The sequence below is a fragment of the Paraburkholderia phosphatilytica genome (genome assembly GCF_003443895.1).
Taxonomy (GTDB): domain Bacteria; phylum Pseudomonadota; class Gammaproteobacteria; order Burkholderiales; family Burkholderiaceae; genus Paraburkholderia; species Paraburkholderia phosphatilytica.
In genome coordinates, this window is the sequence record NZ_QQOA01000012.1 from 161,711 (window position 1) to 177,491 (window position 15,781).

The 15,781-nt window shown below is 65.0% G+C and carries 13 protein-coding genes and 1 pseudogene; 4 read left to right on the forward strand and 10 right to left on the reverse strand.

What is annotated here, in order from left to right:
- Window positions 1-13: 13 nt before the first annotated feature.
- Window positions 14-694, forward strand: a pseudogene (locus tag DVS29_RS15625) (ABC transporter ATP-binding protein); the annotation flags it as partial.
- Window positions 695-837: 143 nt separating this feature from the next.
- The gene (locus DVS29_RS15630; protein WP_118181366.1) at window positions 838-1,659 is read left to right on the forward strand and encodes an ABC transporter permease; all 822 of its coding nucleotides are present in this window, start codon (window positions 838-840) and stop codon (window positions 1,657-1,659) included.
- Window positions 1,660-1,701: 42 nt separating this feature from the next.
- Here the strand turns inward: DVS29_RS15630 and DVS29_RS15635 are convergent, their stop codons facing one another.
- Entirely contained in the window at window positions 1,702-2,244 is a 543-nt protein-coding gene (locus tag DVS29_RS15635) for a DUF6013 family protein (RefSeq protein WP_118181367.1), read from the reverse strand.
- Between the two features lie 225 nt (window positions 2,245-2,469).
- Window positions 2,470-3,486, reverse strand: a complete 1,017-nt coding sequence (locus tag DVS29_RS15640; protein WP_118181368.1) for a zinc-binding alcohol dehydrogenase family protein — start codon at window positions 3,484-3,486, stop codon at window positions 2,470-2,472.
- A 145-nt stretch (window positions 3,487-3,631) separates the two neighbouring features.
- On the opposite strand from DVS29_RS15640, the gene DVS29_RS15645 reads away from it, so the two are divergent.
- On the forward strand, window positions 3,632-4,606 hold the full coding sequence (locus DVS29_RS15645) for a LysR family transcriptional regulator (protein ID WP_118181369.1): 975 nt from the start codon (window positions 3,632-3,634) through the stop codon (window positions 4,604-4,606).
- A gap of 7 nt (window positions 4,607-4,613) precedes the next feature.
- On the opposite strand, the gene ligD is transcribed toward DVS29_RS15645, so the two are convergent.
- The 3 genes from ligD to DVS29_RS15660 form a co-directional block, all read right to left on the reverse strand.
- The gene (ligD, locus tag DVS29_RS15650; protein ID WP_118181370.1) at window positions 4,614-7,367 is read right to left on the reverse strand and encodes a DNA ligase D; all 2,754 of its coding nucleotides are present in this window, start codon (window positions 7,365-7,367) and stop codon (window positions 4,614-4,616) included.
- 107 nt (window positions 7,368-7,474) lie between these two features.
- The gene (gene ku / locus DVS29_RS15655) at window positions 7,475-8,497 is read right to left on the reverse strand and encodes a non-homologous end joining protein Ku (protein WP_118181371.1); all 1,023 of its coding nucleotides are present in this window, start codon (window positions 8,495-8,497) and stop codon (window positions 7,475-7,477) included.
- 161 nt (window positions 8,498-8,658) lie between these two features.
- A complete protein-coding gene (locus DVS29_RS15660) occupies window positions 8,659-9,891 on the reverse strand; it encodes a cytochrome P450 (RefSeq protein ID WP_118181372.1) in 1,233 nt (410 codons plus the stop codon).
- 197 nt (window positions 9,892-10,088) lie between these two features.
- On the opposite strand from DVS29_RS15660, the gene serB reads away from it, so the two are divergent.
- Window positions 10,089-10,928, forward strand: a complete 840-nt coding sequence (gene serB / locus DVS29_RS15665; protein WP_118181373.1) for a phosphoserine phosphatase SerB — start codon at window positions 10,089-10,091, stop codon at window positions 10,926-10,928.
- Here serB and DVS29_RS38330 read toward each other — a convergent pair.
- The 5 genes from DVS29_RS38330 to DVS29_RS15690 form a co-directional block, all read right to left on the reverse strand.
- Window positions 10,888-11,103 (reverse strand): DUF3800 domain-containing protein, encoded by a 216-nt coding sequence (locus tag DVS29_RS38330; protein ID WP_118181374.1) that lies wholly within the window; start codon window positions 11,101-11,103, stop codon window positions 10,888-10,890. The two genes, serB and DVS29_RS38330, sit on opposite strands and share 41 nt — an antisense overlap.
- Window positions 11,104-11,288: 185 nt before the next feature.
- Entirely contained in the window at window positions 11,289-12,107 is an 819-nt protein-coding gene (locus tag DVS29_RS15675; RefSeq protein ID WP_118181375.1) for an ABC transporter permease subunit, read from the reverse strand.
- Window positions 12,104-13,036: an ABC transporter permease subunit gene (locus DVS29_RS15680; protein ID WP_118181376.1), complete on the reverse strand. Its 933-nt coding sequence runs from the start codon at window positions 13,034-13,036 to the stop codon at window positions 12,104-12,106. The genes DVS29_RS15675 and DVS29_RS15680 overlap by 4 nt, the downstream gene beginning before the upstream one ends.
- Window positions 13,033-14,205 (reverse strand): ABC transporter ATP-binding protein, encoded by a 1,173-nt coding sequence (locus tag DVS29_RS15685; protein WP_205962459.1) that lies wholly within the window; start codon window positions 14,203-14,205, stop codon window positions 13,033-13,035. The genes DVS29_RS15680 and DVS29_RS15685 overlap by 4 nt, the downstream gene beginning before the upstream one ends.
- A gap of 95 nt (window positions 14,206-14,300) precedes the next feature.
- Entirely contained in the window at window positions 14,301-15,401 is a 1,101-nt protein-coding gene (locus tag DVS29_RS15690; RefSeq protein WP_164707929.1) for a polyamine ABC transporter substrate-binding protein, read from the reverse strand.
- Window positions 15,402-15,781 lie beyond the last annotated feature (380 nt).

A 15,781-nucleotide genomic window follows, 5' to 3' on the forward strand; every position in this document is an offset into this window, starting at 1 on the left:
CATCTGTGATGCCATGACCGAAACTCCGATCATCGACGCCGAAGGCATCACGCGGCGCGACCGCGAACGCGACCGTACGCTGCTGCATCCCACGCGCTTCGCGCTGCACGGCGGCGAGCGCGTCGCCATCACGGGCCCGTCGGGCTCGGGCAAGAGCGTGCTGCTGCGCACGCTCGCGATGCTCGATCCGCTCGACGCGGGCCGTATCGCATGGCTCGGCGAAACCGTCTCGCGCGCAACCATTCCGCGCTACCGCCGTCATGTCGCGTACATCCGCCAGCGGCCCGCGATGCTCGACGGCACCGTCGAAGACAACCTGCGCTATCCGTACTCGCTCGCCGTGTATCGCGACGTGAGCTTCGATCGCGCCCGCGCCGCCGAACTCGCGAGCAAGGCGGGACGCGGCACAGGCTTCCTCGACCAGAGCGCGAGCGAGCTGTCCGGCGGCGAAGCGCAGATCGCCGCGCTGATCCGCGTGCTGCAGCTCGACCCCGACGTGCTGCTGCTCGACGAGCCCACCGCGTCGCTCGACCCTGCATCGTCGCAGGCGATCGAGTCGCTCGTCAACGCATGGTTCGCCGCGGGCAACCGGCCGCGCGCATCGATCTGGGTCTCGCACGACCCGGCGCAGTCGAAGCGCATGAGCGAGCGGCGCCTGACGATGCGGGCCGGCACGCTGAGCGATGAAGCGAGCGACCAGCAGAACGAACAACCAGACAACCAACCGGGCGACGATCATAACGCATCGAATACCGGACCAGCCTCCGACGCTTTGCGCATGACTACGGCGAACGAAACGACGCATCGCGCATCGGGCGAAACACAGGGAGGCGCGCAATGAAAGGCGTGCTGCAGGACCTGAGTCTCTGGGACGTCGGACTCGCGGCGCTGTTGATCGTCGTGAACGGCGCGCTCTCGGTCGCGCTGAAGCTCGACCTCGAACGAAAACTCGCGTGGGCCGCGCTGCGGACGATCACCCAGCTGCTCGCGATCGGCTATGTGCTCGGCTGGGTGTTCAGCTACGGCCGCTGGTTCGTCGTGCTGCCGCTGATGATCGTGATGACGCTGATTGCCGGCTTCGCAGGCGCGCAACGTGGCGCGCGCACTTACCTGGGGCAGCGCGTGGACAGCATCGCGTCGATCTGGGTCAGCTCATGGCTGATCGGCGCGGTGGGACTCTTCGTGATCATCCGCATTCATCCGTGGTACGAGCCGCAATATGCGATCCCGATCCTCGGGATGATTCTCGGCAACACGTTGACGGGCGTGTCGCTCGGCATCGAACGGATGACGGAAGAGCTGACCGCGCGGCGCGATCGCGTCGACATGGCGCTAGCGCTCGGCGCGACGCGCTGGGAAGCCGCGCAAGGCCCCGCGCGCGAAGCGGTGCGCGCGGGCATGATCCCGACGCTGAACCAGATGGCGGTGGTGGGCGTGGTCAGCCTGCCCGGCATGATGACGGGCCAGGTGCTCGCGGGTCAGTCGCCTTTGCAGGCGGTGCGCTATCAGATCGTGATCATGTTCCTGATCGCGGCTTCGTCGGCGCTCGGCACCGTTGGCGCAGTGCTGCTCACGTGGAGCCGGCTGTTCTCGAAGGAGCACCGCTTTCTCGCGACGCGGCTGGTCGAGCGCACGCGCGCGAAACGCGCCACTGGTTGAGCACGCAGCGAAATCAGAGCGCCCGACAGGTACAGCGAGCCACTAGCGCTTCGCCGATACCGCGACCTGTGTGCCATCGGTGAGCGACACGGTCTTCACGCTGCCGTTGGTCGGCATCGTGAAGTGCAGGATCTGGCTGAAGGTCGTTGCGTTCGGGCAGGTCAGCGTCTTGCCGTTCGCGGTCACGGATTTCGTGCCCTTCGGCGTCTGCGCCTGGAAGCTGATCTGCACGGTCGCGACGCCGTCTTTCGCGACGACCGGCGCAACGCGCACCTGGATCTGGCGGATCATCTTGCCGTTCGCGTCGACAGGCAGCGACGAGTAGTCCGGACAATCCTCAGTGGCCGCCACGGGGCCGCCCGGCGGTACGGTCTTCCATGTGTAGTCGTCGGACTGGCCCGAGCGGATCGTGCGCGTGTCCTGCGCGTTGCCGAAGACTTTCGACGTGACCTTGACCGTGTACTGGATCGGTCCGTCCGTTGCAGCTTGCGATGTGACCGTGATCGGCGTGGCGGCCTGCGCTGCCGAAGCCATCATGCATGCGATACCAGCACTGACCGTTACGACGTGGAGTCTGAAGCTCATGGCTGTCACCTCGTTGTTGTGCCGCGGCGCCAGATGACGATGCTGTGACGCACTGCGTCCGCACTTCATCGTCACGCGCCGGGTGCCTGATGCAGCACCAGTCTAACTCCGCGCGCGAGATTGCGGATCGTCTGCGGATTGGGTGTTAACCCGGTCGCACGACGATCCGCAACGCGTCACGGCAACGCACATCGTATTGCAACGAATCGCCATGTCCTGACAGGCTCAGAAACCGCTCAGCACCAGCTTGCCGATCGCGCGTCCCTCTTCAAGCATCTGGTGCGCGCGCCGCAGGTTCTGCGCGTTGGTGGTGCCGAGATTCTCGCCGAGTGTGGTGCGCAGCTTGCCCGCATCGACGAGCCGCGCCACTTCGGTCAGGAGCTTGTGCTGCTCGATCATGTCGGGCGTGCCGAACATCGAGCGCGTAAACATGAACTCCCAGTGAAACGCACCGCTCTTCGCCTTCAGCAGTTCGACGGGCAGCGGCTTCGCGTTCTCGACGATCGTCGCGATGCCGCCCTGCGGACGGATCGCGGCCGCCGCTGCCGGGAAATGGCGGTCGGTGTCGTTGAACATCAGCACGTAGTCGACGGTGTCGTGCCCGAGCGCCTTCAGTTGCGCAGGGATGTCCTTGAAGTGATCGACGATGTGATCCGCGCCGAGCGAGGTCGCCCACTTCGCCGATTCGGGCCGCGACGCCGTCGCGATCACGGTGAGCTTCGCGACCTGCTTCGCAAGCTGGATGCCGATCGAACCCACGCCGCCCGCGCCGCCGATGATCAGCACCGTGCGCCCTTCGTCGCGGCCTTCCGGCGACACGCCGAGGCGATCGAACAGCGCCTCCCATGCGGTAATCGCGGTGAGCGGCAACGCGGCGGCCTGCGCGAAGTCGAGCGACTGCGGCTTGTGCCCGACGATGCGTTCGTCGACGAGATGGAACTCGCTGTTCGCGCCCGGCCGCGTGATGCTGCCGGCATAGAACACCGGATCGCCGACCTTGAACAGCGTGACGTCCGGGCCGACGGCCGATACCGTGCCGGCCGCATCCCAACCGAGCACGCGCGGCGTGTCCTCGACCTTGTCCTTCGGCGCGCGGACCTTGTAGTCGACGGGGTTCACCGCGATCGCCTCGATCTTCACGAGCAGATCGTGTCCGGTGGGTTGCGGCGTGTCGATCTCGACGTCGACGAGCGATTCAGGATCGGTGATGGGCAGATAGCGATACAGGCCGATGGCTTTCATGGTGAAGGACTCCGTTGAGCGTTTGCTGAGTTGGGTTGGCACGGCGCCGTGCTTGAAGTGCGACCGCATGACTGACATCGTAGGTGGCCCCGGTTTTTCAGAAAAGCCTCATAATCGCTGAAACATTTTTCGGAAATTTCTGAAAATGGCTTCGATTCCGACTCCGGTGCCCGCTGCAACCCACGGCCGCGAACGCCTCGACCTGCTCGACGTCGCGCTGTTCGTGCGCGCGGCGCAGCTCGCGAATGTGTCCGCGGCGGGACGCGAGTTCTCGCTGTCGGCGGCGGTGGCGAGCGCGCGCATCGCGCAGCTCGAACGCTCGCTCGGCGCGCGGCTGCTGCATCGGACCACGCGCCGCATCAGTCTCACGCAGGACGGCGAAGTGTTCATCGCGCGCGCCGAAGCGCTGCTCGATGCCGCCGATGCCGCGCGCGCATCGGTGGGCCGCGCGCAGTCGGAGCCGCAAGGGCGGCTGCGCGTATCGATGCCGTCGTCGTTCGGGCGCCAGCATGTGTCGCCGGTGATGCCGGCGTTTTTGCGCCGCTATCCGGGCGTCAGCGTGCAGCTGAGCCTGACCGATCGCATCGTCGATCTGGTCGACGCGGGCGTGGATGTCGCGATCCGGCTTGGCGCGCTGAAGGATTCGACGCTGGTCGCGCGGCGGCTCGCGGTGAACCGCCGGGTGATCTGCTGCGCGCCCGCGTATCTCGCCGCGCATGGCCGGCCGCAGCATCCGTCCGATCTCGCGCAACATGAATGCATGGTGCTCGGAGACCAGCGCGACTGGAGCTTCGTCACGCCGACAGGACCGGTCAACGTGCGTGTAACCGGGCGACTCTCGGCCGACAACGGCGAAGTGCTGCGCGATGCGCTGCTGGCCGGCTTCGGCATCGCGATGAAATCGACGTGGGACGTCGGCCCGTATCTGCAAACCGGCGAGCTCGTCAGCATTCTCGACAGCTATCCGCTCGCCGAGACCGTTGCGATCTGGGCCGTGTATCCGAGCCGCTCGTTCGTGCCGCCGAAGGCGGTTGCGTTCATCGACTTTCTCGCGGAGCATTTCGGCGATCCGCCGTACTGGGATATCGAGCGAGACGGGTCTCGTCGACACGCCCGATGATCGACATTCAGTCATCCTTGACATCGAGCCGCCGCTTCATCTCCGCAGTGATCCGCTGACGCGTCTTCGCGTAATCGGCCCATGGGTCCCTGCGCAAACCGTCGAGCCGTTCGTGAAGGTTCGCGAGCGTCCATTGCGCGCCGCCCGTCGTCGCATCGAGCTCGTCCCACGCGAGCGGCACGGAAACGCCGAGCCCCGGCCGCGCGCGCGTCGAGTACGCGGCCACCGTGCTCGAGCCGCGGTTGTTGCGCAGGTAGTCGACGAAGATGCGGTTGCGGCGGTTCTGCGCGCCCATCTTCGCGGCGAAATGCTTCGGCAGCGTATCGGCCATGTGCTGCGCGACGGCCTGCGAGAATGCCTTCACGGCGTCCCAGCCCACATGTTTCGACAGCGGCACAACCACGTGCAGGCCCTTGCCGCCGCTCGTCTTGCAGAACGACACGAGGCCCAGTTCGTCGAGCAGCGAACGCACAAGCTGCGCGGCCTCGACCATCCGCGCCCAGTCGAGCGACGGGTCCGGGTCGAGATCGAACACCACGCGATCCGGCTTCTCGATGTTCGACGCCACCGCGTTCCATGTGTGCAGCTCGACGGTGCCCATCTGCGCCGCGCCGATCAGCGCCTCGACGCTTTCGATCGTGATCAGCGGCGGATGCCCCGGGTCGAGTCCTTCGTGCTGCGTGACGTGCGGAATCGCGAGCTTCGCGCTGTGCTTCTGGAAGAACAGCTCGCCGCCGATATCTTCCGGCGCGCGCACGAGCGCAACCGGCCGGTCGCGCAGATGCGGCAGGATCCACTCCGCGACCGATTCGAAGTAGCGCACGAGGTCGAGCTTGCGGGTGCCGGTCGACTTGTCGATCACGCGGTCGGGATGCGAGATCCGTACGCCGGCGACTTCGGCGTCGCTGGCGGCGGCGCGCTTCGAGATGCGCGCGGTAGTGGCTTTCGATGCGTGGTTTGCGGTGCCTGTCGTCACGGTGGCGGCTCCTCGTTTGCGCGACGCGCGGTGCGTTGCGGTGGTTGTCGTTTCCGTTTTCGCTTTCGTCGATTTCGATGTCGATGTAGTGCGCTCATCGCCTTCCACTGCGTCATGCGCGGCCGGCGTCTCGTGCACGATCTGCTTCGCGGGCTTGTCGTCGCGCAGGCTGACGAACGCGGCCTGGCGCACGATGCCGTCGGTGGTCCACTCCGCGAACTCGCATTCGGCGACGAGTTCGGGCTTCACCCAATGCACCGGCGTGCGGCTGCGTTCGCGCGGCACGCTCGCGAACGGCATCTTCGCGGTTTCGCGCGCGTCGAGTTCGCGCTTCACGGCGCGCAGTTTCACGGCATCGAAACCGGTGCCGACGCGGCCCGCGTAGCGCAGCTTGCCGTCCTCGTCGTACACGCCGAGCAGCAGCGCGCCGAATGCCGCGCGGCTCCCCGACGGTTCCGAATAGCCGCCGATCACGAACTCCTGGCGCCGCCTGCACTTGAGCTTGATCCACGCCGGCGAGCGGCCGGACGTGTATAGACTATCTGCGCGCTTGCCGATGATCCCTTCGAGCTTCATGTCGCACGCGCTTTTCAGCAGTTCGTCGGGCACCTGAGCGAAGTCTTCGGAGAAGCGCAGCGTCTCGCCCGCCACCGGTTCGAGCAGCGCCTGCAACAGCGCACGGCGCTGCACGAGCGGCACACTGCGTAGGTCGTAGCCATTGAGGTACGGCAGGTCGAACAGATAAAGCACGATGTCCTGCGTGCTCGACGCATCGAACGCGTTCTGCAGTGCCTGGAAGTCCGGCACGCCGTCCCGGTTCAGTACCACGGCTTCGCCGTCGATCCACGCGCTGTCGACGTCGAGCGCATCGAATGCTTCGACCTGGGTTTGAAAGCGCGCGGTCCAGTCGTTGCCGGCGCGCGTGAAGACGTGGGTTGCGCTATTGCGTCGCTTTGCGCGCGATGCCTTCGCACGATCGATGCGGATCAGCACGCGATAGCCGTCGAACTTGATCTCGTAGCGCCAGTCGCCTGGCGGCGCGGTATCGACGAGCGTCGCGAGCTGGGGTTTGAAGGTAGCGGGTAACGTTGCCTTCACCGCGCCTTCGATCGTGGACTTTGCCGCTGCGGACTTTGTCACCGATTTCGCCGCTGATTTTCCAACTACCCCTCGCCTCTTCGGCTTCCCTGCTTCGCCATGATGACGCGCATCGGCCAGCACACTGCCGGGCATCTCCGCGATCACGTCGAACTCGGTTTCGGGACGCGCGTCATCGTCGCGCTCCTTGATGAGCAGCCACTGCTCCTTGTCGCCGCTGCCGCGCATGTGGCTCTTCACGAGCGCCCAGCCGCCGTGCAGCTTGTCGCCGTCGAGCGTGAACTTCAGCTTGCCTGCCGCGTACGCCTTGCGCGCAGCGGCGATACCGCCGTGCGGCGCCCATGTGCCGCGATCCCACACGACCACCGTGCCCGCGCCATAGTTGCCTTCCGGAATCTCGCCTTCGAACGAGCCGTATTCGACCGGATGATCCTCGACGTGCACCGCAAGCCGCTTGACCGACGGATCGAGGCTCGGACCCTTCGGCACGGCCCACGACAGCAGCGTGCCGTCCAGTTCGAGCCGGAAGTCGTAGTGCAGGCGCCGGGCATCGTGCTCCTGGATCACATAGCTGAGCGCTCGCGAGGACGCGCTGCGGCGCGCGCGGGCGCCGCGCGGTTCGGGCCGCGGTTCGGGCGTCCCGCCGAAGCGCCGCTTCGTCGAGTAGCGTTCCAGTCGGTCGGTCATGATCGGTCGGCTCCGTGTTGCTTCCGTTCGCTTCCGCTACGGCTGCATCGCAAGCGTCGCGCCATGGTTCACGGCACCGGCACTGCGCACGAGCAGTGTGGCAAGCGTTACGCGGCGCGTTTGCGTCGCGCGGCAGCCGCGCCTGCGGTCGATGTGCCACGGGTCGCGCCTTGTTTCGTGCTCGTCGACTTGCGTGCCGCCGTGGCGCTTGCGCTTGCCCTCGCGCGCTTCGTCGCGGGCCGCTTGCGTGCGGTGGTGGTGCGACCGCTGTCGTCGTCGGTCCCGCGCGCGGTGTCGGCATCCGCTTTGGTTCGTGCAGCGCGACCGCCCTTGCTGTGCCCGAGGCTGCGCTTGAGCAGTTCCGACAGATCGAGAATGTCCGCCGACGGCCGCGTCTCGCGCGCTTCGCCCGCCCGTTTATCGACCTCCTTCGTTTTGCCCTGCCGCACCTTGCGCTCGACGAGCGCGACGATGTCGTCGCGGAACGTGTCGTGGTAATCCGCCGGATCCCACGTGTCGGACATGTCATCGATGAGCTTTTTCGCCATCTGCAGTTCGCGCGGCGCGAGGCCGGCCGCTTTCGCGCCCTCGGCGGGCAGCTTCAATTCGTCGTACGAACGCACTTCCGCGACCCAGCGCAGCGTATTGAGCGCGAGCACCGGACCAACCGGAATCAGCATCGCCAGATGCTGCCGGTTATGCATCACGACGCTCGCCACGCCCACCTTGCCCGAGTCCCTCAGCGCTTCGCGCAAGAGCGCATAGACCTTCTCGCCCTTGCGGTCCGGCGCGAGGTAGTACGGCGTGTCGAGATAGAGAAACGGAATGTCGGCGCCGTCGACGAACGCGATGATGTCGACGGTCTGTGTGGACTCGGGATTCGCGGCGCGGATCTCGTCGTCCGTCAGGATCACGTAGTGCTCCTTTTCGTACTCGAAACCGCGCACGATCTGGTCGCGCGACACTTCCTTGCCGGTGCGCTTGTTGATCTGCCGGTAGCCGATCGGATCGTTGCTGCGTTTGTCGAGCAGATTGAAGCCGACGCGCTCCGACTGCGTCGCCGGATAGAGCTGCACCGGCACGTGTACGAGGCCGAAGCTGATCGCGCCTTTCCAGATCATGTGTGCCATCGCGCGCTCCCAGAAGATGGAATTGATGGCGAAGCATTGGACGTGCCAATGAACAGGGCCATCGGCGATGGACGCGGCGTGCGTCGCGGCAACACATGGGTTCAATCGCACGTGCTGTAAGTCTTGCTTTACCGGAGCAAAAACTTACGTCGTACGCGTTGCTACGCGCGCGCGACCGGCACCGCCGCGAAGCCGCGGAAACGCGCGCGACCGCCGCGAGTCGGCGTGCCGCTCACTCGATATCCCGGAAAGCGCCGCACGAACCGGCCGATCGCTACCCGCGCTTCGAGCCGCGCGAGCGACAACCCCGCGCATTGGTGAATGCCGAATGCGAACGCGAGGTGCCGGTTCGGATCGCGACGAATATCGAACCGGTCCGGGTCCGCGAACTGCGCGGGATCGCGGTTCGCCGCGCCGATGCACAACGTGACCGGTGTGCCGCGCGCAACTTCGACACCGCCGATCTGCGTGTCGGCCATCGTCATCCGGTTGCCGAGCTGGTTCGAACTCTCGAAGCGCAGACATTCCTCCACCGCGGTCCCGATCAGTTCGGGCTCGCGCAACAGCGCCGCGCGTTCGTCGGGCCATTCGGACAACGTCACGAGGCCGTTGCCGATCAGGTTGGTCGTCGTCTCATGCCCCGCGTTCAGGATGAAGATGCAGTTCTGCAGCAACTCCGCTTCGGACAATTGCTCGCCGCCCTCGCCCGCGATCAGCCGCGTCAGCACATCGTGCTGCGGATCGCCGGGCGCGCGACGGCGTTGCGCGACGAGCCCCTGCAGGTACGCGACGAAATCGCGCACTGCGTCGTTGCCGCGCTGCAGTTGCGCTTCGGTCGGCACCGGCTCGAGCGCGCCGAGTATCGCCAGCGACCAGTCGCGCAGCGCTCCGCGCTCGTCATGCGGCACCGCCAGCAGATTGCCGATGATCTCGACCGGAATCGCGGCCGCGAAATCGCCGATCAGATCCAGTTCGCCGCGCGTCTCCGCGCGGTCGAGCAATCCGTCGACGAGGCGCACCAGATCCGGCTCCATCGCCGCGATCGCACGCGCCGTCAGCGCGCCGGCAATCAATCTGCGCACCCGCGTGTGCAGCGGCGGATCGTTGAACACGAGGCTCGTGGTGTGATGCTCGTAGAGCGGCGAGTCGCCATACTTCGGCCGGAACTCGACCTTCTTGTCGGAGCTGAAGAGCTTCGGGTCGCGGTAGACCGCCTGCACGTCGGCATAGCGCGTCAGAAACAGCGAGCCGTCGGGCATCCGCTTCACGGGCTCGTGCGCGCGCAGCGCCCGGTAGAGCGGATAGGGATCGGCATAGAAACCGGGCGTCAGATGCCGCAGGTCGAAGCTGGCCGCGAGTGCGCGGTCGTCGACGATGGCGGTAGCCGGGGTCATGATTGTCTCCGTCGTTCCGGTCTTCACGCGAATGCGTCCATGTGGACCACGGCCCGTAAAACGGCCAGGCTCGCAGTGCCGAACCGTTACAATAGCGGGATTTTCCGCCGTCCGCGGCAGCACTGCCCGTTTCCTTAACCGCCTCAACTCGCCGTTTCACCTCGCCGCCCCCGGCTATCGTGCCCACTCACGCCGTCATGAATCTCGTCATCCAGAGTCCCGCGCCGCTCGCCGACGCGCATCACAAGCCGCTCGCGGCGCTCGCGCGGGGCAGCCGCGTCACCGCGATCGACGCGAACGCGATCCGCATCGACGATGCGCAACCCGCGCAACGTGGCGATCTCGAGGTGTACTGCTCGACGCACGACCTGGACTATGCGTTCGTCGCGCCGGGCAAGCGGCTGTCGGACTTCGGTCTCGTCGCGATGGACATGGACTCGACGCTGATCACGATCGAATGCATCGACGAGATCGCGGACTTCTGCGGACTCAAGGCGGAGGTCGCGGCGATTACCGAAGCGGCGATGCGCGGTGAGATCAAGGACTTCAACGAGAGCCTGACGCGTCGCGTCGCGCTGCTCGCAGGGCTCGATGCGAACGCGCTCGAACGTGTGTACGAGGAGCGCCTGAAGCTGTCGCCGGGCGCGGAGCAGATGCTGGCCGGCGCGAAAGCGGCCGGCCTGAAAACGCTGCTGGTGTCGGGCGGCTTCACGTTTTTCACGGAGAAGCTGAAGGCGCGCCTCGGGCTCGACTTCACGCGCGCGAACGCGCTCGAAATCGTCGACGGGAAGCTCACGGGCAAGGTGGTGGGCGAGATCGTCAACGCGGACGTGAAAGCGCACACGCTGCTGGAAACCTGCGCGACGCTCGGCATCGAGCCTTCACGTGCAATCGCGCTGGGCGACGGGTCGAACGACCTGAAGATGATGGCGGAAGCCGGACTCTCGGTCGCGTTCCGCGCGAAGCCGGTGGTGCGCGAAGCGGCCAGCGTGGCGTTCAACCATGTTGGGCTGGATGGGTTGTTGCGGTTGTTTTGACCGGCGGTCGACATCGAACAGCACCGGTCAGCGTGTTGATCTTGTCTTTGTGCAGGAACAGACCGGCCATGACAAACACCGGGGTTGGGCCGGTATCACTGTCGTGCCGGATTGCACCGAGGCAACCAGACTCGTCGATGTAACACAAATGCAGATTTCCACCCCGTAAACGCAACTAGGGCCACCCGAAGGTGACCCTAGGATTTGCCGCCACAAGCTTTCGCCAGGTACGGCCCAATGAGTAACGGAGCTATGTTGCCACACGCGGCCAGAGGCGCGATCGATCTTGACCGATTTTTACCTTTTTCCTTTCATCCGCCACCGCGCTTGCCCGAGAAAATGATGCGCGCTGCATCGCGCTCACACCGCTTCCGCCATCCGCCGTTTCTCGGCTCGCTGCATGAACTGGTTGGCGAAGATCACACCGATCGTCACCACCGTGATGAACAGCGTCGCGAGCGCATTCATCTCCGGATTCAGTCCCAGCCGCACCCGTGAAAACACGACGAGCGGCAACGTGGTGGAGCCAGGACCCGACAGGAACGCCGACAGCACCAGATCGTCGATCGACAGCGTGAACGACAGCAGCCACCCAGCCACCAGCGCCTGCGAAATCAGCGGCAGCGTGATCGCGAAGAACACCCGCAGCGGCGTCGCGCCGAGATCGAGCGCGGCCTCTTCCAGCGACGGATGCAGCTCGCGCACCCGCGACTGCACGATGATCGCGACATACGAGATGCACAGCATCACGTGGCCAATCCAGATCGTGAACACGCCGCGCCCCGCCGGCCAGCCGAGCCACTTGCCCATTTCGATGAAGAGCAGCAGCAGCGAGATACCCTGGATCACCTCCGGAATCACGAGCGGCGCGTTGATCATGCCGGTGTACAGGGTGAAGCCCCGAAAGCGCCCCATGCGCGCAAGCACGAAGCCCGCCCACGTGCCGATCACGACCGACGCGAACGCGGTCATCAGGCCGATGCGCAGCGACAGCCACGCGGCCGTGATCAGCTCGTCGTCGTGCGCGAGCGCCACGTACCACTTCGTCGAGAATTGCGTCCACACGGTCACAAGCTGCGACTCGTTGAACGAGTAGACGATCAGGCTCACGATCGGGATGTACAGGAACAGGAAGCCCAGCCCGAGCGCGATGCACTGGAGAATGCGATTCGGCTTCATCGCTTGCCCTCCTCCAGCTCCTTCGCCTGCGCGTGCTGGAACAGCGCCATCGGTACGAGCAGCAGCAGCACCATCGCGCACGTCACGGCCGAGGCCATCGGCCAGTCGGCGTTGTCGAAAAACTCGTTCCACATGACGCGGCCGATCATCAGCGTGTCCGCGCCGCCGAGCAGTTCCGGAATCACGTACTCGCCCACCGCCGGAATGAACACCAGCAGACAGCCCGCAATGATGCCGTTCTTCGACAGCGGCAGCGTGATCTGCAGGAACGCCTTCCACGGCTTCGCGCCGAGGTCGTACGCGGCTTCGAGCAGTGTCAGGTCCATCTTCACGAGGTGAGCGTAGAGCGGCATCACGAGAAACGGCAGGTACGAATACACCATGCCGATGTAGACCGCCGTGTTCGTGTGATACAGCTCGATCGGCGTATGGATCAGCCCGACCGACATCAGGAAATTGTTCAGGAGCCCGTTGTTCTTCAGGATGCCGATCCACGCGTACACGCGGATCAGGAACGACGTCCAGAACGGCAGCATCACCGCCATCATCAGGATGTTGCGCGTGGCCGGATTCGAGCGCGCGATGTAGTACGCCATCGGATAGCCGATCAGCAGACACAGCAACGTCGAGATCGCCGCGACGATCACCGAGTTGATATACGTCGCGATGTACAGGCTATCTGTGACGAGAAATGCGTAGTGGCCGAGATCGAGCGCGATGTTCAGCACGCCGTCCTTGAACGACGTCAGCTCGGTGTACGGCGGCACGCCGAGCTGCAGGTCGGCGAAGCTGATCTTCAGTACCAGCAGGAACGGCACGAGGAAGAACAGCACGAGCCAGACGAACGGCCCGGCCACCACCGCGGTGCGCCCCGTCAGGTTGAAACGACGCACCGGCCACTGCCAGAAGGCGGTCAGCGTGCGCTTCATGACGTCAGCACCACGCCGGCCGAGGCGCTCCAGCGCACGTACACTTCGTCGCCCCAGCCGGGCGAATCGATCTCGGACAGCGCGAGGCTCGTCACGTTCGCGATCACGATCTTCCCGGAGTCGAGCTTCACGTGGTACAGCGAGTAGCCGCCCATGTATGCGACGTTCGTCACGACGCCGTGCCCCCAGTTGAACGCACCTTCGGGCGGCTTGCGGGTCAGCGCGATGCGCTCCGGACGCACCGAGATCGTGACCGGCATGCCGAGCGGGCCCGTAATGCCGTGGCTCACGTAGAGCCGCACGGAAAGATCCGTCGTCTCGACGAACACGTGGTCCGGCTCATCTTCCACCACGTGGCCGTCGAACAGGTTGGTCGAGCCGATGAATTCGGCCGAGAAGCGGCTGTTCGGAAACTCGTAGACTTCGTTCGGCGTGCCGAGCTGGATGATCTCGCCTTCGCTCATCACCGCGAGCCGCGAGGCCATCGTCATCGCCTCTTCCTGATCGTGCGTGACCATCATGCAGGTCACGCCGACCTTGTCGAGAATGTTGACGAGTTCGATCTGCGTGCGCTGGCGGATCTGTTTATCCAGCGCGGACATCGGTTCGTCGAGCAGCAGCAGCTTCGGCCGCTTGACGAGCGAACGCGCGAGCGCGACGCGCTGCTGCTGGCCACCCGACAGCTGATGCGGTTTGCGCTTCGCGAAGCGGCCCATCTGCACGAGTTCGAGCGCGGCCTGCACGCGGTCTTTCAGCTCAGCCTTCGCGACGCCTTCCTGCTTCAGCCCGAACGCGACGTTCGACTCCACCGTCATGTGCGGAAAGAGCGCGTACGACTGGAACATCATGTTGACCGGGCGACGGTACGGCGGCATCGCGGCGAGGTCTTCGCCGTCGATCAGGATCTTGCCCGACGTGATCGATTCGAGGCCCGCCGCCATCCGCAGCAGGGTCGACTTGCCGCAGCCGGAACTGCCGAGCAGCGCGAACAGCTCGCCCTTTTTGACGGAGAGGGATACGCCTTTCACCGCGAACGTCTCGCCGAACTTCTTCACGACGTCGACGATCTGCACGAAGCTGTCCGCCGCGGACAGCGCGGCCTCTTTACCCTGGGCGCCCTGGAGCGACACACCGGTCCCCGCCGGCACGCCCGTGTGCTCACTACTCATGATCTGCTGCGTCTCTCTGCTTTGGACAAACAAAACCCCCGGCACACTCGCCGGGGGCTTCTGGATGATGGCGCGAAAGGCTCAACTCCGTCGCATCAGCGGCCGGACTTGAACTCGGTCCACAGCCGCGTCTGCAGACGCTGGATTTGCGGCGGCAGCGGCTTCAACAGGAACAGCGTCTTCACGACGTCGGCCGGCGGGTACACGGCCGGATCGTTCGCGATGTCCTTGTCGACGTACTTGCGGGCTTCGAGGTTCACGCTCGGGTAGTACACCTCGTTGGTGATCGCGGCGTGGACCTGCGGCGTCTCGATGTAGTTGATCCACTGGTACGCGGCGTCCTTGTTCTTCGCGTCCTTCGGAATCGCCATCACGTCGAACCACACGGGCGCGCCGCCCTTCGGAATGTAGTACTCGATGTGATACGACTTCTTCGCGTCCATCGCGCGGTGCTTCGCGATCACCACGTCGCCCGACCAGCCGTAAGCGAAGCAGATGTCGCCGCCCACGAGGTCGTTGATGTAGCCCGACGAGTTGAACTGCGTGATGTACGGGCGGATCTTCTTCATCATCGCGAGCGCGGCCTGATAGTCGGCCGGGTTCGTGCTCATCGGATCCTTGCCGATGTAATGCAGCGCGGCGGCGAACATCTGGTCCGGCGCGTCGAGCACCGACACGCCGCACGCCTTCAGCTTCGAGATGTTTTCCGGCTTGAAGAGGATGTCCCAGCTGTCGAGCGGCACGTTCTTGCCGAGGATCGACTGGACCTTGTCGACGTTGTAGCCGAGGCCCGTCGTGCCGTACGCCCACGGATCGACGTATTTGTTGCCCGGATCCGCGCCGGCGACGAGCGCCATCAGCGACGGGTCGAGGTACTTGAGGTTAGGGATCTTCGACTTGTCGAGCGGCGCGAAGATGCCGGCCGCGATCTGCTTGCCGGCATAGTTGCTGGTCGGCACGACGATGTCGTAGCCCGAGCTGCCGGTCAGCAGCTTGGCCTGCAGCGTGTCGTCGCTGTCGTAGTTGTCGTACTTGACCTTGATGCCCGTCTGCTTCTCGAAGTTCGGGATGGTGTCCTTGGCAATGTAGTCGGACCAGTTGTACACGTTCAGCTGCGTGTCTTTCGCCGCAGCGCTCACAAACGGCACCGCACAAACCACGAGCGCCGCAAGGCTGCTCAACACCTGTTTTTTCATCCCGTTCTCCGATCCCAACCGGACAGTGCCGGTCATCTGCCTCGCCCGTGCCGTCGCGCATGGCGCGCGGCTCCCCTGAAAAATCCGAACGCTACCACCATTTATCGCACACCACAAAAAAAATGCCAGGGTGTCGCACAAAGGGTACAAGCAGTGAGCGGCCTGCCTCGGCCCGTGCGGCGCGGCTTGTCTGGCGGCCTCGCGCGGACGTGCTTCACTGCAAAATTGGCCGCAATTTTAGCGGGTTGAGCGGCCGTGTCCAGCCGAAATAATCCCGACGTGCATTCGGGTGAGTGCTTGCGCAATCTTGTCGGCCTGGAGGACGGCCAGCGCAGTCGCCATTTAGCGTGCGCGTGCTTGCGATACGCTTACACGCGCAT

Coding starts and splice junctions, on each gene's coding strand:
- DVS29_RS15630 (WP_118181366.1), top strand. CDS start 838: ATGAAAGGCGTGCTGCAGGACCTGAGTCTCTGGGACGTCGGACTCGCG.
- DVS29_RS15635 (WP_118181367.1), bottom strand. CDS start 2,244: ATGAGCTTCAGACTCCACGTCGTAACGGTCAGTGCTGGTATCGCATGC.
- DVS29_RS15640 (WP_118181368.1), bottom strand. CDS start 3,486: ATGAAAGCCATCGGCCTGTATCGCTATCTGCCCATCACCGATCCTGAA.
- DVS29_RS15645 (WP_118181369.1), top strand. CDS start 3,632: ATGGCTTCGATTCCGACTCCGGTGCCCGCTGCAACCCACGGCCGCGAA.
- ligD (WP_118181370.1), bottom strand. CDS start 7,367: ATGACCGACCGACTGGAACGCTACTCGACGAAGCGGCGCTTCGGCGGG.
- ku (WP_118181371.1), bottom strand. CDS start 8,497: ATGGCACACATGATCTGGAAAGGCGCGATCAGCTTCGGCCTCGTACAC.
- DVS29_RS15660 (WP_118181372.1), bottom strand. CDS start 9,891: ATGACCCCGGCTACCGCCATCGTCGACGACCGCGCACTCGCGGCCAGC.
- serB (WP_118181373.1), top strand. CDS start 10,089: ATGAATCTCGTCATCCAGAGTCCCGCGCCGCTCGCCGACGCGCATCAC.
- DVS29_RS15675 (WP_118181375.1), bottom strand. CDS start 12,107: ATGAAGCCGAATCGCATTCTCCAGTGCATCGCGCTCGGGCTGGGCTTC.
- DVS29_RS15680 (WP_118181376.1), bottom strand. CDS start 13,036: ATGAAGCGCACGCTGACCGCCTTCTGGCAGTGGCCGGTGCGTCGTTTC.
- DVS29_RS15685 (WP_205962459.1), bottom strand. CDS start 14,205: ATGAGTAGTGAGCACACGGGCGTGCCGGCGGGGACCGGTGTGTCGCTC.
- DVS29_RS15690 (WP_164707929.1), bottom strand. CDS start 15,401: ATGAAAAAACAGGTGTTGAGCAGCCTTGCGGCGCTCGTGGTTTGTGCG.